This is a genomic window from Vibrio sp. Y10_XG_PY6 (assembly GCF_024181795.1).
Taxonomy (GTDB): domain Bacteria; phylum Pseudomonadota; class Gammaproteobacteria; order Enterobacterales; family Vibrionaceae; genus Vibrio; species Vibrio diabolicus.
The window spans coordinates 768,245-792,231 of the sequence record NZ_JAMZAQ010000001.1 but is presented as its reverse complement, the minus strand read 5'-3'; the positions used below and the strand labels follow the sequence as shown (position 1 = coordinate 792,231).

Below are 23,987 nucleotides of genomic sequence, written 5' to 3'. Positions count from 1 at the left end.
AGATACAGGCAATTTCCTAAACTAGCTCGTAAATTGAGGTTAATACAATGAAAAAACTCGCTCTTATTTCTGTAGTAGGTTTGGCATTGTCTGGTTGTGGTGGTTCAGGTGGTAGCGATAGCACACCAACTCAACCAGTAGTGAAACCAAGTGTAGCGATTGGCTCTGTTGAAGCGGTCAACGCTGAAGAAAACACGTTAACCGTCAATGGATATACATACCATGTGTCTGGGGTGGTTTATGGCGATACATCAATGCAATTGGCCGATGTAGAACCAAAAATGATGGTTCAAGTAGGAACAGATGTTCGTAAAGCGTCTGACGATGGCTTCTTAGTAACACTTGAGCCAACCATTACCGGACGTGTTACAGCAATTGATTATGTGAAGAAAACATTTACGGTAAACGGCGTAGATCTGCAGTTTGACGGTTTAAGTGATGATATAGAGATCAACGACTGGGTGATGGTGTCATCCTTGCCGACTGCTGATGCGGGTTATCGAGTGTTGTCTGTGGTCGAAATCGACGTAGATAACGATTACCCAGCCCTTGGAAGCTACTACGAACTGGAAGGTCGCATTACTAGTATCGATGAAAATGCTAGCACGTTTGAGCTTGGTACAAATATAACCGTATCTTACGACAACATTAGCCAACTTAGCATCGGCCAATGGGTGGAAGTAGAAGGTGAAATGCAAAACGGCATCTTCATGGCAAATGAGGTAGAAGTTGAAGGCTACGACGTCATAAGCAATGACAGCGATGTGGAAGGCATCGTGACTTGGGTTGCAAATGATTACAGTGAGTTTTCATTAAACTACCGAGGTGCATTCTTCATCGATAACGCAACACGATTTGAAGATGGCAGCAAAGCGAACCTAAAACAAGGCCAAGAAGTGGAAGTAACGTCTGTCATGAAAAATGGCAAACGCATCGCTACCGTTATTGAGTTTGAGCAACCAGACTTTGACGATAACAACCAATGGCAAGGTAAAGAATTTGAATGTGAAGGATACGTATCAAACTACGATGCTGAAGCAAGAACATTTAACATCGAGAGTTGCGAAAACGACGCAGATCAATTGCTAAACAACACTACCGTTGTGATTGATGTACACACACGCTTCCAAGGCATCGAAGAACTTAACCTAAATGGTGCTCGTGTCGAAGTCGATGGTGTAATCATCAACGACCAAAATATTGCCCTTGAAGTTGAGTTGGACGTTTACGACAACTGATCCCTTCTACGCTAAAGAAAAAGTGTCACTTCGGTGGCACTTTTTTGTTTTTCTATTTTTAAATCCTCTCTCTTCTTTTGGCTCACTTTAGTAGCGAAACCTTACAGTAAAAAAGAGCGCCGATTGACGCTCTTTTCGATCTCTAATTGATAACCAATTATGCTGTCTCTGTCTGACCTATCCAATGATAATGGTGGTTGGCTTTTTTACCCACTAAACCGAGCTCTGCCAATTCCTCAAACACCTTGTCTACCTCTTCCGCAGATAGCCTAAATTGTTTGGCAACGGCTTTTTTTGTGCACGTAATTTGATGCGTTTTAAGTGCATCGCTCACTTGCTCTAACAGAGTTTTCGGTTCTTTTGGCTCTTCAGGCTCCGGCGTTACTGGTATTTCTTGCTCTTCCTCCTCTTTGATATGAGGAAGATATCCCGCTGGCTCTGGATCGATATCGCGAACCGTTTTCAGTATTATGCCCTCATTTCGGCGATAGAAATGTCTGAACCGTTGCTCTTCACCAATCAGGCCGACAAAAAATGCAGCAAAGAAATCCAACAGAATCGAAAGAAATACCACTAAGCCAAGCTGAGCTTGCTGAGAGGTGGTACCAAATGCGTTGGCTAGGCTATCAATCAAACCAATCACTGAGCCTTGCGTGACTGGTGGCAAACTATCACGTTCCATAGCCAAGCGTTGCTGCTCTTCGCGTAAGGTTTTGTTTTGCTCCTGAATGCGAGTTACACCGGTCGCGATACGCTCCATCTCGATGTATTTCTGCGCTGCCATATTGTTGAGCTCAATCTGTTTATCGATTGCCGCAATTTGGCGATTAAACGCTTCCACTTTCGCCTGCTCTAGCGAAATATGGCTTTGTGCGCTGTTTGTTGCACTGTTAATGCCACCAATACTACCGCCAATGGAGATCGCAGCTAAGACTAAATAAAACACGAGAGCGGTTGCCGCCCCTGTATAGTTGCGATGGGCTCGGCGCTCACCGTATTCATACCAAGCGTAGAACTTACCTGCTTCAAAAATAATCGCTAAACCACCAAATAAGGTTTGCATCATCGGGTTTTCGTCGATCGACAAAAACAGCAATAGAGAAAAAATAGTCGATGCTAAAATCGCAGCACCAGTGAATGCGTATACACTCACCATGGCAAATCGACCTTTAGGGTATCGATATCCAATCTGTTGTTCGTATTTCATTTGAGAAATTTCTTAAGATTAATCGCCCCTCCGACTAAGTAGGACGGACGTTCTGGCATGTACAAAGGAGCGCAGAATACCGTATCCTTTATTAAATTACTGTCATAATTCCGTTAATGGAAAACAAGTGAAGATTCGGTGTGCACTTTGAATCGATATCAGCCAAATCTAGCACGTAAAAACACCACCACGACACCCACTAACCGAAGCTTCAGTGACATATAAGAGAGATTTATTCAATATCTTCAAAAGCGACTAGGCAAGACAGACAAGCTGAATTGGAGGTTATGAATTCCAGCCTAATCAAGACATGCCATCTGCCGTAACACGTTGCTTTAAATCGTAAAGAGCCAAGCTATTAAAGCGTTAAAAATAGGCAATAAAACAAATAATGCACACTTGCATCACCTTTTAGTAAACTGATAATTACATTGTTTGGTTAATTTGTTAGTATCCCGCGCCGAAGAAGATAAGCACTCAATTGTATGGAAAACACTCTAATACAGCATAAACACCACCGCTTGCACGCTATTGCGGTTATTATCGCGGTGTTGTTTCAGTTGTATTTAGCGTCCACAGCGACTCTTAACCCAACACAAGTTCACAGCACAACCTGGCTTAACAAAGTTCAAAGTGAAAAGGTCTTACTGTGTACCGCAGATGGTTTCAAATGGGTGGATATCAATACGCTGATTGAAGCTAACGCTCAACCTTCTTCTACGCTCATTCAAGATCTTAATTTACATGAAGGCTTTCAGTTTGAGTGTCCGCTTCTTCAAGCGGTTCAATTCTTTCTTTTGGTTTCGATTGGGCTATACCTGACTACCATCCATTGGCTACGCCGAGTCAAGAAAGTTCTGACGCTTTACCGATTTTCAAAATGCGATAAGCTCGTTTACAAACATATCGCGCCTAAGCATTCTCCGCCGAGTGTTTTTCCTGCCTAACAGGCATCTAATCATTGACAACTTTATTCAAAAATAACGATGACTCTGTTTGTTGTCCATTCAGAGAAGCTATTCATTCAAAAGGAAAAACACATGCTTAAATCATTAAAAACCGCCGCTATCGCGCTTATTGCTGTCATCGCTAGCCCACTGAGTTTAGCGCACGATTATGAAGCAGGAAAAATTCATATCGACCATCCATGGAGCCGCGAAGCGCCACCAAACGCACCTGTTATCGGTGGTTTTTTTCAATTAACCAACCACGGTGACAGTGAAGATGCATTGATCGCAGCAGAAAGCCCAATCGCAGGACATGTCGAAATTCACACGCATAAGAAAGAAGATGGTGTGATGAAAATGATTAAGATTGACGAAGTGCGCGTTCCCGCCAATGACTCAGTGTTGTTTAAGCCAGGCAGCTTCCATTTAATGATTTTCAATCCAACACAAGCGCTCAAAGAAGGTGACCGCTTCCCGATGACGTTAACATTCAAAAACGCGGGTAAAGTGGAAGTAGAAATGGCGGTTGAAAAACAAGGTCACATGGAAAAACACATGCACCATTAATGACGTAAACAAAAATGCCCGCTGATTTAGCGGGCATTTTTATTTCAGCTTAATAGAAATCATTATTCCGATAGATCATAACCCGATTCTTCAGAATAATAGCAGCGCTTCGCGAGACGAAGTCATAAATTTGGTAACAATGCCCATAGCGCAATTAGTTTTCTTTCTACTTGAAACAGACCTCAGCCCAACGAGCTAGGCCAGCAGTTACCGAGCCAAAATAATTTCCACTGACAACCGGAATATTTGGCAGTACGGTTTGCACCGCATCGCGCAAGATTGGCGAGCGTGCCGAACCACCAGTCATAAAGATAGCATCGGGTTTTACCCCAGCTTGCGCTAGCGCTTCTGTCACCAACGCCGTCATTTTATTCTTCGGCGACTGAATCGCTTCGATCATTTCGTCTCGTTGCACATCGACTTCAATCAGTTCTGACAGTAAGTTGATGCAAGTTCGGTAAGAAGCTTGTTCTGAAAGCGCCACTTTCGCTTCTTCGGCACGGCGAACAATGTTGTAGCCTAAAGACTCATGATACACCTCTAGCAAACGAGCAAGCTTTTCTGGCTCTTGAGCCTGCTTTTGAAGCAACTTCAACGCGGATAGATTCTCTCGAGAATAGAAATCACTCTGCGCTTCTACATTGTTGATTGCTATCGGGTTCCAGAATTGGGTGGTCGGCATCACAATACCTGACTCCATTTTGCTTTCCATGCCAAACGGGAACATGAGCTGCTTAAATGCTAACGCGATATCAAGATCATTCCCGCCGACGCGCTGGCCACTATGAGCTAACAAGCTTGCGGTCCTATCCGCTTTGCCACGCCAAGACGGCCCCATTTGAATCAACGAGCAGTCCGTTGTACCACCGCCAATATCGACCACTAGAATGGTTTTGTCTTCGCTGAGTGTCGCTTCATACTCTAGGCCCGCCGCGACAGGCTCAAACTGAAACTCCACATTTTGGAAGCCCGCACGTTTCGCTGCCCGCAACAAAATGCGTTCAGCCTGAATGTTAGCCGTTTCACCGCCACGCCCATGGAAGTTAATTGGCCGGCCGATAACAGCATCGGTAATACTTTGCTGCGCATCGTTTTCGGCTTGCGACTTAATATTGTCCATCATCGCGCAGACAAGATCTTCGAAGAAAGCCAATTGCACGTCACGCAAGCCAGAAGCGCCAAGAAAAGACTTCGGCGACTTTACGTAATAGATATCACGAGGATCTTCCAAATAGAGATTAAGCGCCGCCTGACCAAATGCAATGTCGTCAGATTCGAGATCAATACTTTCTTCTCGGTTTAAATTGATTGCCCGGCGTAAAACCTGCTCACCAACTTGATCTAATGGTTTAATATCTCGATGGCGAAATAAGTGCTCGGATACCGATTCACGAGTCGGTGCAGCAAGGGTGGAAGGAATAAATGGACTGTTCCCTTCTAGGTTAAGCATTACTGGCTCACCCGATTCCATTTTTGCCACTGAACAGTTTGCAGTGCCATAGTCAAAGCCGATAAACATAGTTCCTCCCACTAATAAGGGCCTGTAGACCGTTAAAAAGCCGGCAATGCTAACTTAATGGCATAGGAATTACTATCCTAAAATCGTGTGTAATTTAACGTGGCAAGTCTATCTAAGGTTTATTGCTCTCTTTTTTCATAGATGGCAAAAAAACCGCAACCAATAACGCTAATAATAAGAATACAGGAGTAAGCGTTAACCCGTGCCAGATCGAATAACCGTCATGGAACAACCAGAAAATACCAACTGTCAAGAGATACGCAAAGTAACTGCAAAACACTAAGCTAATCGCAACAAAGCGAGTTCGATTGATAATAAGAATCCGCACTAGATACTGACTAAGAATACCAGAACAGTGCATGGCAAGCTGCCAATTGATGATAAAGAAAGCAAGCGCAATAAACCCTGCAACCACTAGTGAATCGTGAGTATTTAAAATAAAGTAGCTACCAAATCGGCTTATGATGATCGGGTAATCCCCTTCATATACTGTTGACCAAGATATCGCGTTTGCTGCTGCAATATAATTCGCAAAATAAGCGATGGCGTAAAAAGTCGTTTGAGAACTGAACGGCTGAAATACATCCGTACAATATCCTCGCCATTCTTCTTTGTTGGCTGTAGGTCCAACCCAGTTACGTTTTTGATGAGCGACGCGCTCGGCGAATGCAGGTCCGTTGCGAAACAACAACCAAAATATATACAGTGAAAGTATGACCAAGAGTATCGAAAACATACCCTTCCCCCTCAGAAATTATCGGATCCACTGCCAATGGCGTTGGGGTCGTAAACTGCACTTCCCTGCTATACCTATTTCATTTATCTGAACTTATTATTTTATTGCTGCCAAAACTTATTTAACGACATGCTAAACAGAAACATGGTCTCACTGATGCTTAAGCTCAAAAACCTACTTGTAGGTTTAGCACACAAAAACAGGGCCTGCAGAATGGAGAAAAGGAAACCGCGACTTATTAACGAACATGAAAACGCTAACTTGCTACGGTGACCGCGATGAGGGGAGAAGCATTCAAAGCGGTCATACATGCGGGAGGAACAGCTATTTCTCTAGCTTCTCTTCAAATACACCAATCTCTCTACCCAGCCAAATCGCGCGTTCCGTATGATCGAGCAACTCTTCTTCACTCACAGGATGGATAAGCACAGAAAAATCACCTCGAATCGTATCGAGCCAAGCCAAAAACTCTTCACTCAATGACTCTAGGTGAATTTCAAACATCGGCATTTTATGTGGGCCAACCAATCTTCCAACCAAAGGAAACACACGCAGCACATCTTGACGCTCTTGACGGATGATCTCGTTCAAGGCTTGCGCTTTATCTTGTTCTCTTAAAGGAAAATAAACATGAGCGTGATACATAATTTCTCCATAATCACTTCGACTTGAGCACCATCTACTGTTGATAAGCTCAAGGACCGCCGAGGGTATACATTTGTAATGCCGTCACCCTACCCTGATTCCACTCTGTTGGGAAGAAGTTATGTATTCTCATAAGGCCGGAGTTTCGGGCACAACAAAAAATCTCAATACAACACATAACAACTACTTGAGTTGATTCATTAATAATGACTCACTTTGTCAAATTTTACAGCCAAATTTTGTTGCAAATATGTTTCATTCAATAGCAATTAAATTCGAGTTTAAAAATTCCAGCAATTAAAAATCAGCATATTACTCTACAAAATCAGGGTGTAAGCAAAACTTTACTACTGGTCAAAAGTCAAAATGAAGCACAATTTAACAATTTGTTTACACTTATTGTATCTGGCTATACCACGATTTAGTTAGAGGGTTAGATGCAGAAAAAATGTTTCTCTGTGTCTTGCGATGAAATAGCCGCAGCGGTGTTATCGGAAAATAGTTTAAAGGACGTACAGATGCCTACAGCTATAGAAAACACAAGCAACCTTAGGTATGGCCTTTGCGCTGATATCAGAGTTTGAGTACCCATACAAACTCTGGTTTGATATGAACAGCTGCAGTCCAAAAGACACGCAGCGTCAAAAGGAGCTTGAGATGAACGTTCAGGCATTACCCATGCATCGGTTTATCGACCATCATGGGGACCTAGTCGGCCAACTACCCAACTGGGCTGACACTGAAACTTTGGTCGGGTTTTACCGAGACATGGTATTAACTCGCACTTACGACAACAAAGCCGTTGCGTTGCAACGCACCGGCAAGTTAGGGACCTACCCTTCGCACCTAGGTGCTGAAGCCATCGGCATTGCGGTCGGCAGAGCACTGAAAGCCGATGATGTATTTGTCCCTTATTATCGCGATATGCCTGCAATGTGGTGTCGTGGTATTGGCATGGAGAAGAATCTTCAATACTGGGGCGGTGATGAGCGCGGTAGTGATTTTGCTCCTGAGGGCAGCCCAATTCCTAGCCGAGATCTTCCATTCTGTGTTCCCATTGCGACGCAATGTACGCACGCTGTCGGGGTCGCTTCCGCACTGAAAATTCAAGGTAACCATGAAGCTGCGCTAGTCATGTGTGGCGATGGCGGTACATCCAAAGGGGATTTTCTAGAGTCAATAAACTGTGCGGGAGCTTGGAATATTCCACTTGTTTTCGTTGTGAATAACAACCAGTGGGCAATTTCAGTGCCGCGTAGCCTTCAATGTGCTGCCGATTTCTTATCAGAAAAAGCGCAAGGCGCTGGTATACCGGGCATTACGGTAGATGGTAACGATGTCGTCGCCGTTTATGATGCAACCAAGACCGCACTTGAGAGAGCGAGAAAAGGGAAAGGCGCAACACTCATCGAAGCGGTCAGTTACCGATTAAGTGACCACACTACTGCCGATGATGCGACTCGTTATCGTAAAGAGGACGATGTTCAAACCGCATGGCAATACGAACCTATAGCACGTCTTAAAACGTATCTCCTTAATCAAGGTGCTTGGAGCGATGAACAAGAGCAACAATGGCTAGAATACTGCAAGGAACAAGTGGAACTGGCAGTTGAACGCTACCTCAGCTTACCGTCACAAGCACCAGAAACTGGGTTCGATTATTTGTATGAATCGCTTCCCCAAGAGCTTCACGCTCAAAGAGATGAGCTCATCAACAAAGCAATGCGAATGCAGGGAGGCAAACATGGCTGAGCTAACGTTAGTTGAAGCAGTAAACCTCGCTCTGCACCACGAAATGCAACAAGACCAAAATGTTGTCGTGTTAGGTGAGGACGTAGGTGATAATGGTGGCGTATTCCGTGCCACCGTAGGGCTCAAACAAGAGTTTGGTCTCAAACGAGTGATCGATACGCCCCTCGCTGAAGCGTTAATCGGCGGTGTTGCGGTCGGTATGGCAACGCAAGGATTACGACCTGTCGCCGAATTTCAATTTCAAGGTTTCGTTTTTCCTGCAATGGAGCACTTAATGTGCCACGCGGCACGCATGCGTAACCGAACTCGCGGTCGCCTCACTTGCCCTGCGGTTTTTCGTGCGCCATTTGGTGGCGGTATTCACGCTCCAGAGCACCACTCAGAAAGTGTAGAGGCGCTATTTGCGCACACTGCTGGCTTTAAAGTAGTGATTCCTTCTTCACCTCAACGCGCATACGGCCTGCTTCTCGCCGCGATTCGAAGTAATGATCCTGTCATGTTCTTCGAACCGAAACGCATTTATCGAACCGTAAAATCTGAAGTCGTTGATAACGGCGAAGCACTTCCACTCGACACCTGCTTCACCTTACGTAAGGGGCGCGATATCACGCTTGTTACTTGGGGCGCATGCGTCGTAGAGTCACTTCAAGCCGCACAGACCTTATCTAGTCAAGGGATTGAAGTCGAGGTGATTGATTTGGCGAGCATTAAGCCAATTGATACCGCGACGATTTTCAGCTCACTAGAAAAAACCGGACGTTTACTCGTTGTTCATGAAGCGAGTAAAACTTGTGGTGTGGGCTCTGAGCTTTTAGCTCGAACAGCCGAACACGCCATGTGCTTACTAAAAGCCCCACCTAAACGAGTAACTGGAATGGACACCATTATGCCTTATTACCGTAACGAAGATTATTTCATGGTTCAGGAAGAAGACATTGTGACCGCAGCGCGCGAACTCGTGGAGGATTGGAAATGAAGACGTTTAACTTACCCGATCTCGGCGAAGGCCTCGCTGAATCAGAAATTGTAAAATGGCACGTTAATGTCGGTGACATGGTTAAGTTGGATCAAGTGATCTTAACTGTCGAGACAGCAAAAGCGACGGTCGACGTTCCCGCCCCTTACTCAGGTCGTGTAGTCAGCCGCCATGGGGAAGAAGGTGATATCGTCAATATTGGCGCATTGCTACTCGAAATTGACGAAACTGGCGCAGAGCGCGGGGCTACGGTAGAGAAAAAAGAGACTGCTGACGCCGCGACCGTTGTCGGCAACGTTTCTCATCAAGCGCATCACGTTAACGTCGATGACTTCTGGATTGGAGGCAATCACAACACGACAGAGAGTAATCTAGTTACTGCTCTACCGTCGGCTCGTCTATTGGCACAAAAACTTGGGGTAGATCTTAATCTCGTGTCAGGCAGTGGTCCAAACGGTCTTATCGTTGATGCCGACATTTACGACGAAGCCGGAAAACAGCGTCCGGGCACAGAAGTATTGAAAGGTGCTCGACGCACCATGGTGTCGTCGATGACTGAGTCACACGAGCACGTTGCTGCCGTGACCATTACAGAAGAAGCGTTGCTGGAAGACTGGCTGCCGAACGAAGACATCAGTATCCGTCTGGTTCAAGCGATTGTTCATGCGTGTCAGGAAGAGCCCGCTTTAAATGCTTGGTTTGATGCAGAAACCATGACGCGTTGCGTACACAATACAGTTAACCTTGGTATTGCTGTAGATAGCCGTCATGGCTTGTACGTACCCGTATTGCGCCACGCAGATGAATACGAGCCACAAGATGTTCGTCGTTGGCTCGATCAAACTGTTGAAGGGATCAGAGAGAGAAAAATCGGTCGAGAGCAATTACAGCACGCGACGATTACGCTTTCCAACTTCGGAGCGATTGCCGGCATTTACGCGACACCTGTCGTCACACCTCCGCAAGTCGCTATTGTTGGTGCTGGTCGAATACTCGACCGAGTGGTGATAAGAAATGGTCAAGCAATTTCGGTGAAAGCAATGCCGCTATCCGTAACGTTTGATCATCGCGCTTGTACTGGTGGTGAAGCAGCAAGGTTTACTAAAGTGCTTGCAGAACACCTTCAACGCCCGAGCGAAAAGTAACTGGTAAAAACCAAATGATAAAGGCTTCCAGCTCGGAAGCCTTTTGTTTGAGAGAACAGATTATATCTACAACTTCTCTAGCAACTCCGGCATCACCTCAAATAAATCGCCGACCAACCCATAGTCAGCGATGTCAAAAATAGGCGCATCGGGATCGCTGTTAATTGCGACAATCACCTTTGAGTCTTTCATTCCCGCTAAATGTTGAATAGCACCAGAAATTCCGACGGCAATGTATAATTCAGGTGCAACAATTTTACCGGTTTGCCCGACTTGATGGTCATTAGACACATACCCCGCATCGACCGCCGCTCGGGAGGCGCCTACCGCTCCACCTAGCTTGTCAGCCAATTGTTCGACTAAAGCAAACTTCTCTTTACTCCCGAATGCACGACCACCCGATACCACCACTCTAGCCGCTGGCAATTCTGGTCGCTCACTTTCTGGCGTTTGCTGCGAAATAAACTCACTAAGTTTGTTGATAACAACCGTATCGACTTGAGTAACCTTAGGGACAACTGGCGTGTCTAACAGCTCTACGGCATCAAAAGCCGTAATTCGTATGGTCATCACTTTATAGAGGTCGTTCGACGTGACTCTCGCCAATGCATTCCCGGCATAAATTGGACGAATCACCGTATCGATAGACTCGATTGTCATCACGTCCGAAAGTTGCCCTACATCGAGCAACGCCGCCACGCGAGGCATCACATTCTTACCAAACGTACTAGCAGGAGCAAGAATATGCGAGTAATCTCTGGCTACTCGTGAAATCAAAGGCGCAATGTTTTCCGCTAACCCATGCTCGTATTCCTTCGCGTCAACCCAGATAATTTCTGCAACGCCCTTAACACACTTCAACTCATCCAAAACCGATTGGCACTGATAACCAATAAGCAATACAGACACAGGAAGCGATTTATCACCATCCTTGATATCAAATGCCGCTTTAATTGCACACAGCGTCCCTACAGCCAAGGACTGGTTGTCATGTTCCGCAATGACAAGTGTTGCTAATGGTCGGTCGTCCATGGTCATGCCTCATATAACACGTCAGATCCATTACTTGAGCTTAGTTCACTTCACGTTAACGTCAACTGAGCTATAGTTTTCTGTATAGAAACCAAAAACCTGTCACGCAGATGACGATAATAGAAAGGAAGCAGATAGATGGAACGAGAATGCATGGAGTTTGATGTCGTGATCGTGGGAGCCGGACCTGCGGGCTTAAGTGCCGCTTGTCGCCTAGCTCAACTCAACCAAGACAGTGAAGGTGACGCACTTTCAATTTGCGTTGTAGAAAAAGGCTCAGAAGTGGGCGCACATATTTTATCTGGCGCTGTTTTTGAAACTAGTGCCTTGGATGAACTTTTCCCCGATTGGAAAGAAATGGATGCCCCGCTATCAGCCTCAGTTCAGCAAGACCATTTCCTTTATCTTACTACTGAGCAAAACCATATTCGCGTCCCTCATTTCCTTACGCCACGTCCAATGATAAATGGCGAAAATAATTATGTAATTAGTCTTGCCAACCTTTGCCGTTGGCTCGCTAACCAAGCAGAAAGTCTTGGGGTGGAAGTTTTTCCTGGCTTTGCCGCTGCAAACATCAATTATGATCAGACTGGCGCCGTGACAGGCATTAATACGAGCGATATGGGACTAGATAAGAACGGCCAAGCCAAACCTAACTTTGAGCCAGGTATCGAGCTAAAGGCAAAATACACCCTTTTTGCTGAAGGTTGTCGCGGACATCTGGGTAAAGAACTTATTCAAAGGTTCGACCTAGACGCAGGCAAGCAACCTCAGCACTACGCGCTTGGCCTAAAAGAGATATGGGAATTACCCACTGACAGCAAGGATGTATCTGGCAGTGTTATCCACTCCGCTGGCTGGCCTTTGAGCGAGACAAATACCACTGGCGGCGGTTTTCTATATCACATGGAGAACAACCAAATCGCGGTCGGTTTGATCGTAGATTTAAACTACAGCAACCCTTACTTAAGCCCGTTTGACGAGTTTCAACGCTTTAAGCATCATCCAGCTATCGAGCAGCACCTAAAAGGTGCCCAACGTATCGCATATGGTGCAAGAGCCATTGCAAAAGGTGGGCTTTCTTCCCTGCCGAAACAGCAATTCCCCGGCGGTTTATTGATTGGTTGTGATGCAGGCACTTTGAATGTCGCTAAAATTAAAGGCAGCCACACAGCCATGAAGTCCGGAATCATTGCTGCAGAAGCGGTACATACTGCCCTACAAACTGGGGCTTCTGAGCCAGACTACCAGTCATTGTTTGAATCATCATGGTTGTATGACGAGCTCACCGAAACACGTAACTTTGGTGCGAACATCCACAAGTTTGGCAGCATACTGGGCGGTGCACTTTCGACCTTTGAGCATAATCTATGGCAACCACTGGTTAAGAAGCCGTTACCTTGGACTGTCAAGGACTATTCGTACGATCATGAGCAGTTAAAACCTAAACAAGAGTGCCAACCAATTACATACCCAAATCCAGATGGTGAAATCAGTTTTGATAAGCCTTCGTCGGTATTTTTGTCGGGAACACAGCACGAAGAGAACCAACCTTGCCACCTTGTTCTGACTTATCCTCACATTCCAATTGATGTGAATTTGGGTATGTATGACGAACCGAGTCAGCGCTATTGCCCCGCTGGGGTTTACGAAGTGGTGGAAGTTGAGAGTAAGTTGAAGTTTCAGATAAATGCCGCCAACTGCGTGCATTGCAAAACCTGTGACATCAAAGATCCTTCACAAAACATCACATGGAAAGCGCCAGAAGGCGGTGGCGGACCAAGCTATCAAAACATGTAACCAAAGAACCACTTAAAGTGCGAAGCAGTGCATTTACTACTGCCAATTTTTGAAGTGGTTAGGCAAAAAGTCGGTAACTAACAACAGCAGAAAAGAAAAACAGCACCTGATGATTCAATCAGGTGCTGTTTACTAAAATAACTTTATCTTCAGGTAATACTAATCCACGTTAAAAACTTGGTGATGGAACAGCTGATCAACAATTTCATGAGATGTCGCTGACGACCCTAGCTCCAACCCTGATAAATCAAAGTTCTCTAATGCCACTGACATTGTGTTGCTGCCTTCTCCAGTAATCGTCAAATTCAGAGTATCTTGGGCACTATCGTAGTCTGCGCTTACGTGTTCCAACAAGTTATCCATATCCGTTGTGTCGTCACCGACAAACTCAAGAATGTCACTCAAATCCAACTTGTCTTCATCCAGCCTAAAGTCTTTAATCACATCTCTTGATGACGTCATGTCCAGTGATTCTTGAGTAAAGGTGAAGGTGTCAATACCCTCTCCACCTGTCAAGATGTCACTGCCTAGACCTCCCGTCAGGATATCGTTTCCAAGCCCACCAACCAGAATGTCATCGCCTGCGCCACCACTCAACGTATCTTCACCTGCTTGTCCTAGCAAAATATCAATGCTTTCGCCACCAGTGATACTATTCGCAAACTCATCTCCCACCGACGCATGGCGCTCAGTTTGGGCAATATCGGTGCCAGAATCGTTCAATGTAAGTGTAAAGACGTTTTCACTTATGCCACCTTTACCATCAGACACTTTAAACAAGAAATGCATATCCGCCTGCTGGTCACCCTGTAGAGTAAGCTCATCGCTTTGAGTAAAGCTATAACTGCCATTGGATGACACTTCCAAGGTGCCAAACGCTGTCTGGATATGAAGCTGACCATCTACTTCACTGGATGAAGAAACTAACGGCTGATTTACGCTTACACCGTGCAGTTCTGCGCCCAACAGAGTGAAATCGCCTTCTGCCAAAGAAACGGTCATGCTATCACCATCAGCGTCCTGGCTTCCCGCCAGTAACTCACCGGCAATTGGATCGGGAGAGAACTGGTTTAGGTACTGCCCCAAGTCTTCACCTGAGTCGATAAACACCACTTTGTCGCTAAGCTCATCTAGAGCCTCTGCTGCTTTGACATTATCAGAGAGAGCAATACCAATCCCATATACCTTGGCGTCATGAGTCTGTTTGTAATCTTCCCAGCGCTCGGCTAGATCAGGAGAAGTAACAGCGCCCTCGCTAGGGTTGGGTTCGCCATCTGAGATAAAGAATATGGTGTCCTTACTCTCAGACGGTTTTTCTGGACCGAAATAGTCCCAACCATCCTGCCAAGGGTAAACGGCATTACTTGCCTCACCAGGCTCCATTACAGCCTCTAAAGCTTTATCGTAATCCGTATTGGTACCGTATTCTACGTCACACCAGTTGCGCACATATTCTGACACTTCATTTTGGAAACTTAAATCGTTTGGATCACGGCCATTCATCTCTGGTGGGCGTGTCATCAACTCAACTTCACTCAAGGTCAGCCAGCTATGTGTGGATGTATCTCCGTCGAAACGTACCAGGCGGATATAGGTATTTGATTCTCCTCCATCGGCAATCATGTTTTCAACCATGGAATGTAACGCTGCTGCTGCTTTGTAAGCTCTCGATTCAGTTTTCGGTGAGGTTGCCTCACGACCCACGGTATTTTCACCGTCAAAGGTGCGGGTCATGCTGTTCGAGTGGTCGAACACTACCGTCACTTTATTGATCGGTAAGTCTTCCATCTGAGCAAAGCCCTGAACTGGAGATGAGGTTGGGGCATGGTTCTCAGTGACATTCAGGATAACCTGAGTTGTATCGGTATCCACACCATCGCTTGCAGACACTTCCAACTGATACGTTTGCTGAGTCGAGTGATCCAGTTTTACACCATCTTTCAGCCAAATCTCACCACTATTAGAGTCAACACGGAATAGATCAGCATCACCACCACTCAATTCATACTTTATGGTGTCACTGCCATCCGGATCAAACGCTTCCACCTGGCCGACTAATACCCCAACTTCTTGCTCAGCGACGTCAAAGCTTGCTGTATCTTCTGTTGGCATACCGTTGGCATCGGTGCCATGGGTTTGGTCTGTATCACCGACACTGATGAATTCTGGTGCGCGATCTCGGATATCAATGGTAACTTCGCTATTTGTAGTATCACCGTCAGCATCGATAACCGTAACGTCAAGCTTCTCTTGTTGATGACCTACAACATTGCTCGCTTGATAGTCGTAGTGACCATTTTCAAAGTTAATGGTCAGCTTGCCGTGGTTGGTATCAATTTGCGCCAGAGAATGGTCCGATATTTTCGTGCCATCGCTGTTAGTGACATCACCGTTTACTTTGTTGTAGTAATATATCTCGCCATCGATAGTGATGTGATCTACCCACTGAGCATCACCGCCATTGTCATCCAGAAGGTTGCCTTGCAACTGGCCTGAGACCGTTTTGCTAAGCAAATCCCCAATCTGAGAATCATCTACAACGACAATAGCACTGCCTTTATCTGTCGCGATCGACTCCAGATGTTCCAGAGACGCTCCATTACCAATACCAACAGACCAGATATTTTCAACATCCTGACCGCTACTGCTGATGCTATTTTCCATCGCATTTTGCAGAATGATGCCCTCTTCTTCAGAAGTAGGCTGAACCCGACCATTCACTATGTCCTGATAACGCTGTTCACTTTCAAAATCATCTGATGTTGACCACTTAATCAAGTTTTCACGGGTTTGAATTTCTCCCACGTTTGTTTGATTTGTCCAATAGGTAAAATCGGAAGGTCGACCATCTGAGATAAAGTAAAGCTGGGTATCGGTATTACTAAGCAATGCGTCATCTTCTGGGTCACTAAGTATTTCATTTATTTGGTCAACGGCCTGGTTATATGGCGTCGATGCATAGGGATGTATACCAGAGATAAAGGCATCAATGGCCTCGGCAGAATCTAGCCACTCAGAAATCTGGCCAGATGGTTGTCCGCTGTAAGTTGCAATTCTAAAACTTACTGGACCCAAATCTTGGTATTGCTCAAACATTGACTTAATGGAGTCTTGAGCAAGTTGCCAGCGAGTAACATATTGTCCGTCTGCATCTGTTACCCAGTCGAGCATTGATTCTGACGCATCAAGTGCAATCACAACACTATTACTTTGTGAATCAACATCATTTATTTCGTAGTGAGCTGAAGACGATGACGGTAATGAATCCGTTACATTCAGATGCAAGGTGGCACTCTCAGACTGACCTCCGGCATCCACCTCGACGCTAGCGCGGATATCCAGCATGTCCGCCCCCTGCTCCGCATGATCAAGAGGCATATGTTGATCAACTGTGAAATGACCCGTTTTGCTATCTATGTTGGCTTGAACCACTTTGATGCGGTCGGCACCTGTTCCAGTATAACCAGTTAGAGTGCTCTGATCTGCACTCACTTCAAACACGACCTCTTTACCATCGCTGGTGAAACCACCTAGGTTTTGCTCGGCGTTGAAGTGATATTCAGCCTCCGTTGCAGACCCGAGGTTTGCGATAAAGTTGCCTTCAGCATGTACGCCAGTATCCGTGCCAACTTGAGATTCATCCAATGCTGCGTGTGCATCACTGAGCGACATAGGCTCACCCATCACACTAACGGTAACTTCTGCTTTATCAGTCAGGCCGTCGTCATCACGGATAGTGTATTCGAAAGTATAACCTTTCACTTCACCCGTTTTCAGGGTTTGTTGATCAGCTGGCAGTGACTCTAGGTACTTGGCCGCATCAAAGACCAATTTACCATCTTGCAGACTGAGGAAACTTTCTGATGGATAGTCGATAATAGTCAGAGCGTCACCATCCGGGTCGCTGTCATTCGCTAGAACATCCAGCTCTAAAGTGCCTGAGCCGTTGGTCTGGTAAGCTTCATCAAAGGTCGTCAGGTCCGCTGATACCTGAGTAATAAAGTACTCTGAGCCTTTAGGATCAATGACACCGTCTTTATAGCTGGTAGTAGACATTTCAATACTATCGAAGAAACGCCCATCTGCATTGATGTTGACTACTTGATTACCACCACGGGTACCTTCAAACACACCTGTCGCAACCAAGTCACCTTTGTAGTAAGCCTTCCAAACACCGCGCTCAATACCAGGCTCCCAGCTACCGTTCGAAGTGTCTGTCCATAGGTTTTTCACTTCAACTTCAGCATGATCGGCAACCTGACCATTAGCGAAGGAGAAGCGCATTGCTTCACTTTGTCCAGTTGCATCATCATATCGAATCTGACCATCTTGAACCCGGTCAGAGCCGCTGTCTAGCGCAGAACTAACGCCATATTTGTGGTCGCCGTCACCAACATAATCAGCTTTCGATGCATCAGAAACCTTGTTTCCAGATCGAGTATCAATCACATAGTAATCGACTGTGATATCAGTGCTATCATCCCAGTTGCTCTGGTCAATTGTCTTGGTTGTTTTTTCAATGCCCTTATCATCTTCAGCAATAGGGGCTTCATTAATATCGCGAACCAACACTTCGACCTGAGCGGTGTCTTTACCGCCAAACTGGTCACGAGCTTCCACTTCTAGCTGGTAGTTATCGATAGATTCATGGTCCAGATTTGCACTATTTTTGACACTGATCTCACCAGTAAGACTGTTGATTTCAAACAGTTCGCTATGACCGTTTAAGTGATACGTAATCTGACTGTCCTGATCGACATCGAATGCATTTACTTTTCCAATTACACCCGATTGACTGTTTTCATCAACGCTAAACTGGTAACTATCGATGTCGGTTTTACCTTGGGCATCCAGACCAAAGTTGTCATTACTCCCACTAACAAATTCAGGAACATCATTAGTGCCCGTAATATCAATCACGATCTTTTGTTGGGTACCGTCGGTTGCCGTAAGAGTGATCGTGTCTTGCACCTGGTCACCCTCGTCCAACTGTTGAACCTGGCTTTGGTCTAGCGTATACGTCCACTTCCCATCCACCAATACTAGCTCACCGTAGGTGCCCGTAACGGTAGTGTTGCTGAACTCTGGCTCATCGCCATTATCAACATCAGAAATAGTAATGGTGCCTGTTGCGGTCGCGACATCACCGAGATTGCCTTCAGTCACCTTACCGGTGAACGTGCCCGTCACGACTGGCGCGTCTTCGGTGCCCGTAATATCAATCACGATGTTTTGTTGGGTACCGTCGGTTGCCGTAAGAGTGATCGTGTCTTGCACCTGGTCACCCTCGTCCAACTGCTGAACCTGGCTTTGGTCTAGCGTATACGTCCACTTCCCATCCACCAATACTAGCTCACCGTAGGTGCCCGTAACGGTAGTGTTGCTGAACTCTGGCTCATCGCCATTATCAACATCAGTAATAGCAATGGTGCCTGTTGCGGTCGCGACATCACCGAGGTTGCCTTCGGTCACCTTGCCGGTGAACTTACCCGTCACGACTGGCGCGTCTTCGGTGCCCGTAATATCAATCACGATGTTTTGTTGGGTGCCATCGGTTGCCGTCAGGGTGATGATGTCTTGCACCTGGTCACCCTCGTCCAACTGTTGAACCTGGCTTTGGTCTAGCGTATACGTCCACTTCCCATCCACCAATACCAGCTCACCGTAGGTGCCCGTAACGGTAGTGTTGCTGAACTCTGGCTCATAGCCATTATCAACATCAGTAATAGCAATGGTGCCTGTTGCGGTCGCGACATCACCGAGGTTGCCTTCGGTCACCTTGCCGGTGAACGTACCCGCCACGACTGGCGTGTCTTCGGTGCCCGTAATATCAATCACGATGTTTTGTTGGGTGCCATCGGTTGCCGTCAGGGTAATGGTGTCTTGTACCTGATCACCCTCGTCCAGCTGTTGAACCTGGCTTTGGTCCAGCGTATACGTCCACTTCCCATCCACCAATACCAACTCACCATAGGTGCCCGTAACGGTGGTGTTTGCTAAAATCGGATCGTCACTATTATCAACATCAGAAATAGTAATAGTGCCTGTTGCGGTCGCGACATCACCGAGATTGCCTTCGCTCACCTTGCCGGTAAACATACCGTCAACAATGGGCGTGTCTTCGGTGCCCGTAATATCAATCACGATGCTTTGTTGGGTGCCATCGGTCGCCGTGAGAGTGATGGTGTCTTGCACCTGCTCACCCTCATCTAACTCTTGAACCAGACTTTGGTCCAGCGTGTACGTCCACTGCCCATCCATCAATACCAGCTCACCATAGGTGCCCGTCGCTGTAGTGTTGCTGAACACTGGCTCATCGCCATTATCAACATCAGAGATAGTGATGGTGCCTGTTGCGGTCGCGACATCACCGAGGTTGCCTTCGCTCACCTTGCCAGTAAACGTACCGTCAACAATAGGCGTGTCTTCGGTGCCCGTAATATCAATCACGATCTTTTGTTGGGTGCCATCGGTTGCCGTCAGGGTGATGGTGTCTTGCACCTGCTCACCCTCGTCCAGCTGTTGAACCTGGCTTTGGTCCAGCGTATACGTCCACTTCCCATCCACCAATGCTAGCTCACCATAGGTGCCCGTAACGGTGGTGTTTGTAAAAATCGGATCGTCGCCGTTATCAACATCAGAGATGGTGATGGTGCCTGTTGCGGTCGCGACATCACCGAGATTACCTTCGGTCACCGACCCCGTGAACGTGCCCGTCACGACTGGCGCGTCTTCGGTGCCCGTAATATCAATCACGATGTTTTGTTGGGTCCCATCGGTCGCCGTGAGAGTGATGGTGTCTTGCACCCGGTCACCCTCGTCCAACTGTTGGACCTGGCTTTGGTCCAGCGTATACGTCCACTTCCCGTCCACCAATGCTAGCTCACCATAGGTGCCCGTAACGGTGGTGTTTGCAAAAATCGAATCGTCACCATTATCAACATCAGAGATGGTGATGGTGCCTGTTGCGGTCGCGACATCACCGAGATTGCCTTCGGTCACCTTGCCGGTGAACGTGCCCGTCACGGCTGGCATGTCTTCGGTGCCCGTAATATCAATCACGATCTTTTGTTGGGTGCCATCGGTCGCCGTGAGAGTGATGGTATCTTGCACCTGCTCACCCTCGTCCAACTGCTGAACCTGGCTTTGGTCCAGCGTATACGTCCACTTTCCATCCACCAATACCAACTCACCGTAGGTGCCTGTAACGGTAGTGTTGCTGAACTCTGGCTCATCGCCATTATCAACATCAGTAATAGCAATGGTGCCTGTTGCGGTCGCGACATCACCGAGGTTGCCTTCGGTCACCTTGCCGGTAAACGTACCGTCAACAATGGGCGTGTCTTCGGTGCCCGTAATAGAGATCACAACTTCATGCTCAGTGCCATCTACAGATAAAACGGTAATACTTCTGATGACTGGGTCACTGTCATGATCCAAAGCCTGCACTTCTTCGTGCTCATTATTCAGCTGATAATTCCAGTTACCGAAAGCATCAATTGAGAAGACGCCCCAATAACTATCTTGAACCTCACTCTGTGATTGGAATAACGCTTCACCTGTATTTGGATCAGTAACACTGAGGTTGCCAGAAGTTCCAAGCGTCACGTCTTCTTGAACGGCACCTCTATCTTCACCATCAATCAACGCTTCAGTTTCACCAAGCTCTGAGGTTGTGAATCGAGAAATATTAAATAGCGTTGTACTTTGCTCTGTCATCACGCCGGCGGTTTCAAAAAAAGTACTTGCTAGTACTTCTGCCCCCGTTCGTTCAACAGTGCCAGAGGCCGTCAAACTTGAACCCGTAACTTCACCAGCTTCAGTAGCATATTCATCACCTAGTTCGCTCGGGTCTTGTCCTTTTTCGATGGCCTCTAATATTTTCGCAAGCTTGTCGGTAGAATCAGTTTGAGCTTCACCTTCTGTGTCAGCAATATATACATGCTGAGGTTGGATCTTCCCCTCTACTAATTCAACGACCACTTCTCCCGGTAACAAGTTTTCTTTAGACGCAAAAGCTTTAATTTGACCATCTAGGCCGATTACAACATAGGTTTGTGCGGTTAATTTTGATGGTCCAACCAAGAGCTTATACCTCATTTAGTAAATACAAAAATCTCAAAGTCCATAAAACTAAGAAAGTAATAAGACTTATTTTCAAGAAGCGATATACACAATTGGGCGTAAGCTAGCATCAATTAACCCATCTAAAACACGCAATTATCCTATCAATAATTTTCATGTTTTAAATTTGTTTTATTTTGCACCGTAAAAACATATGTTATGCGACCTATTTTTAATATTCTTTAAACTTGCCATTAAATTTTCATTGAAATAGCAGCTTACATTCCAAAAAAGCAAGCAAAAGGAAACGTTTGCCTTGGGTAATATTAGTAATCTTTAATATTTATTTTTGAAAAATAACTGGCGTTAAATTATTTGGAGAGATTTTAGTGAAGCTAAGTAATATTAGTATCGCGTGTTTTGGTTTGCTAATACCACTGGTTTCTAGCGCACAAACTTTAGAACAAGCAATAGCGACAACATTTGCAACGAACCCTGATATCAAAAGTGCGTTTAACGAGTATATGAGTAGTCGTTATATTATCGATAAATCACGTGGAGCATATAAACCTAGTCTCGATATTGACGCGGGTATCGGTTACGAGAGCATTCACCCTTCCGACTCTACTGGTAAGAGTGATACCGAGATGACCCGCAAAGATATGGCAATTACTCTTACCCAGTTGATCTGGGATGGTTCAAAAACCCTATATGACATTGATCGTACCTCTGCAGATGCAGAGTCTGTGCGTTATCAGTTACTTGCAGATGCCCAAAATGTTGCGTTAGAAGTCATCAAAGCTTATTTGGATGTAGTAAAAACACAAAAGCTGACTGCGCTTTCCACTAGCAACCTAAACACACATAAGCGAATTTATACTGATATTAAAAAGCGTACAGAGTCAGGAATTGGCTCAGTTGCCGACCTTAACCAGGTTAAAGCTCGTTTAGCAAAAGCTCAAAGTAATGTTTTAGCTGCACAAAATAACCATAAAGACGCTCAAACAGCATTCTTTCGCTTAGTTGGTGAGGCACCAACTAACCTTATTTTTCCGCACGCAGACCAGAACTTTATCCCCAATTCTCTAGACGAGGCCCAATCGCAGGCTTTTGACAATCATCCTGTCATAAAAATAGCACTCGCAGATGTCGATTCTGCCAGGTTCCAATATAAACAAGCGGATGCAAACTATTTCCCAGTCATCTCATTTGAAGCGAAACAAAGCTGGAACGATGATGTAGGAGGAGTAAATGGTCTCAACTCTGAAACACAAGCAATGCTCCATGTCCGATACAACCTTTACAACGGTGGCCGAGACTCTGCAAACAGTGACAGTATGGCCTACCAACTCAATAAAGCGAAAGACCTCAGAGAGCGAGCATACCGAAGTGTGGAGCAAGAGCTCCGCCTTTCTTGGAGCGCTCTTGAGCTGACTAAACAACAAAAGTCTTTTTTAATACAACACGTTGATTCCATGTCAAACACCGTTATTGCATACCAAAAACAATATCGTATTGGAAAGCGCACCCTACTTGATCTGCTGAACACTGAAAACGAGTTGTTTGAATCACGCAAAAACTACTTAGAAACACAATTTGCACAGCAATACGCACAATATCGGACCCTGACTTCAACCGGGCAGCTTTTAGACGCATTGCGCGTCGACATACCGGAAGCGTGGACTCAATCGGTGGAGTACTAAATACAATGAAAAAGAACCTTCTAATCACTCTGGCTTTAATCATAATTAGTCATCATAGTGCGTACGCACAAGATGAGCTGACGTACATTCCTATACCAAAGGCGAATCAGATTGCTGACCTAAACGACTTGGACAAAGATGGTGTGATAAACGCTCGTGATCTTTGCGCAGGCACTCCAATAGGGGCAGAAGTGGACAATGATGGCTGTGAAACCTATTTGCATAAAGAAGAGCAATACCAACTTAAGATTTTGTTTGATAATGACTCTGCTCTTATTAACCAAATTTTTAAAAACAAGATAGATGAGTTGGCTGCATTTCTTAAAAAGTATCCAACCACTTCTATAGAGATACAAGGATACGCAAGTAAGGTAGGACGCGCAGAATACAATTTAAACCTATCTCGCCATCGTGCAGAGAATGTACGCAATCTATTGATAAAAAAAGGAATCCCGGGTGACCGCCTCGCAATTATTGCTTTTGGCGACACACAGTTAGCAGAGCCGGGTATGGATCGTGTCAGCCACGCATTAAACCGCCGCGTTACTGCCACTGTTGTCGGCCAGCAAGGGATGGTTAAAGATGAGTGGACGATATTCACTACCTTCCCAGAAGTAAAATAAACTTATACCCCTGCTTATTTGCATAGATGAGTG

15 protein-coding genes are annotated in these 23,987 nt (G+C 45.8%); 9 read left to right on the top strand and 6 right to left on the bottom strand.

All coding sequences use genetic code 11. The features are described from left to right. The first annotated feature begins 47 nt into the window (after nt 1-47). Nucleotides 48-1,238, top strand: a complete 1,191-nt coding sequence (locus NL644_RS03535) for a DUF5666 domain-containing protein (RefSeq protein ID WP_253658000.1) — start codon at nt 48-50, stop codon at nt 1,236-1,238. Between the two features lie 157 nt (nt 1,239-1,395). Here the strand turns inward: NL644_RS03535 and NL644_RS03530 are convergent, their stop codons facing one another. Further along, complete coding sequence (locus NL644_RS03530; protein WP_253657999.1) at nt 1,396-2,445, bottom strand: Preprotein translocase subunit SecY; 1,050 nt, start codon at nt 2,443-2,445, stop codon at nt 1,396-1,398. A gap of 485 nt (nt 2,446-2,930) precedes the next feature. Here NL644_RS03530 and NL644_RS03525 point away from each other — a divergent pair, with 485 nt between their 5' ends. Continuing rightward, nucleotides 2,931-3,392: a hypothetical protein gene (locus tag NL644_RS03525; RefSeq protein WP_253657998.1), complete on the top strand. Its 462-nt coding sequence runs from the start codon at nt 2,931-2,933 to the stop codon at nt 3,390-3,392. Between the two features lie 93 nt (nt 3,393-3,485). Next, nucleotides 3,486-3,959: a copper chaperone PCu(A)C gene (locus NL644_RS03520; RefSeq protein ID WP_046875325.1), complete on the top strand. Its 474-nt coding sequence runs from the start codon at nt 3,486-3,488 to the stop codon at nt 3,957-3,959. A 166-nt stretch (nt 3,960-4,125) separates the two neighbouring features. On the opposite strand, the gene yegD is transcribed toward NL644_RS03520, so the two are convergent. The 3 genes from yegD to NL644_RS03505 form a co-directional block, all read right to left on the bottom strand. After that, nucleotides 4,126-5,478, bottom strand: coding sequence for a molecular chaperone (gene yegD / locus NL644_RS03515; RefSeq protein ID WP_253657997.1), 1,353 nt, complete (start codon nt 5,476-5,478; stop codon nt 4,126-4,128). Nucleotides 5,479-5,590: 112 nt separating this feature from the next. Continuing rightward, nucleotides 5,591-6,214: a hypothetical protein gene (locus NL644_RS03510; RefSeq protein WP_253657996.1), complete on the bottom strand. Its 624-nt coding sequence runs from the start codon at nt 6,212-6,214 to the stop codon at nt 5,591-5,593. A gap of 324 nt (nt 6,215-6,538) precedes the next feature. After that, entirely contained in the window at nt 6,539-6,859 is a 321-nt protein-coding gene (locus NL644_RS03505; RefSeq protein ID WP_005375836.1) for a DOPA 4,5-dioxygenase family protein, read from the bottom strand. Nucleotides 6,860-7,516: 657 nt separating this feature from the next. Here NL644_RS03505 and pdhA point away from each other — a divergent pair. Genes pdhA through NL644_RS03490 form a run of 3 tightly spaced genes read left to right on the top strand, consistent with a single transcriptional unit; the run spans nt 7,517 to nt 10,732 of the window. Next, nucleotides 7,517-8,611 carry a pyruvate dehydrogenase (acetyl-transferring) E1 component subunit alpha gene (gene pdhA / locus NL644_RS03500; RefSeq protein WP_012842500.1) on the top strand — a complete coding sequence of 365 codons (1,095 nt, stop codon included), beginning with the start codon at nt 7,517-7,519 and terminating at the stop codon, nt 8,609-8,611. Next, a complete protein-coding gene (locus NL644_RS03495) occupies nt 8,604-9,587 on the top strand; it encodes an alpha-ketoacid dehydrogenase subunit beta (RefSeq protein WP_005395620.1) in 984 nt (327 codons plus the stop codon). Before pdhA ends, NL644_RS03495 begins: the two co-directional genes overlap by 8 nt. Next, entirely contained in the window at nt 9,584-10,732 is a 1,149-nt protein-coding gene (locus NL644_RS03490; RefSeq protein ID WP_047009272.1) for a dihydrolipoamide acetyltransferase family protein, read from the top strand. The genes NL644_RS03495 and NL644_RS03490 overlap by 4 nt, the downstream gene beginning before the upstream one ends. A gap of 66 nt (nt 10,733-10,798) precedes the next feature. Here the strand turns inward: NL644_RS03490 and NL644_RS03485 are convergent, their stop codons facing one another. Beyond that, a complete protein-coding gene (locus NL644_RS03485; RefSeq protein ID WP_253657995.1) occupies nt 10,799-11,764 on the bottom strand; it encodes an electron transfer flavoprotein subunit alpha/FixB family protein in 966 nt (321 codons plus the stop codon). 138 nt (nt 11,765-11,902) lie between these two features. Here NL644_RS03485 and NL644_RS03480 point away from each other — a divergent pair, with 138 nt between their 5' ends. Further along, nucleotides 11,903-13,564 (top strand): electron transfer flavoprotein-ubiquinone oxidoreductase, encoded by a 1,662-nt coding sequence (locus NL644_RS03480; RefSeq protein WP_253657994.1) that lies wholly within the window; start codon nt 11,903-11,905, stop codon nt 13,562-13,564. Nucleotides 13,565-13,723: 159 nt separating this feature from the next. On the opposite strand, the gene NL644_RS03465 is transcribed toward NL644_RS03480, so the two are convergent. Next, nucleotides 13,724-21,664 (bottom strand): VCBS domain-containing protein, encoded by a 7,941-nt coding sequence (locus tag NL644_RS03465; RefSeq protein WP_301338946.1) that lies wholly within the window; start codon nt 21,662-21,664, stop codon nt 13,724-13,726. 353 nt (nt 21,665-22,017) lie between these two features. On the opposite strand from NL644_RS03465, the gene NL644_RS03460 reads away from it, so the two are divergent. Continuing rightward, a complete protein-coding gene (locus NL644_RS03460; protein ID WP_248380009.1) occupies nt 22,018-23,331 on the top strand; it encodes a TolC family outer membrane protein in 1,314 nt (437 codons plus the stop codon). A gap of 5 nt (nt 23,332-23,336) precedes the next feature. Beyond that, nucleotides 23,337-23,954 (top strand): OmpA family protein, encoded by a 618-nt coding sequence (locus NL644_RS03455; protein WP_199804406.1) that lies wholly within the window; start codon nt 23,337-23,339, stop codon nt 23,952-23,954. The last annotated feature ends 33 nt before the right edge of the window (nt 23,955-23,987 follow it).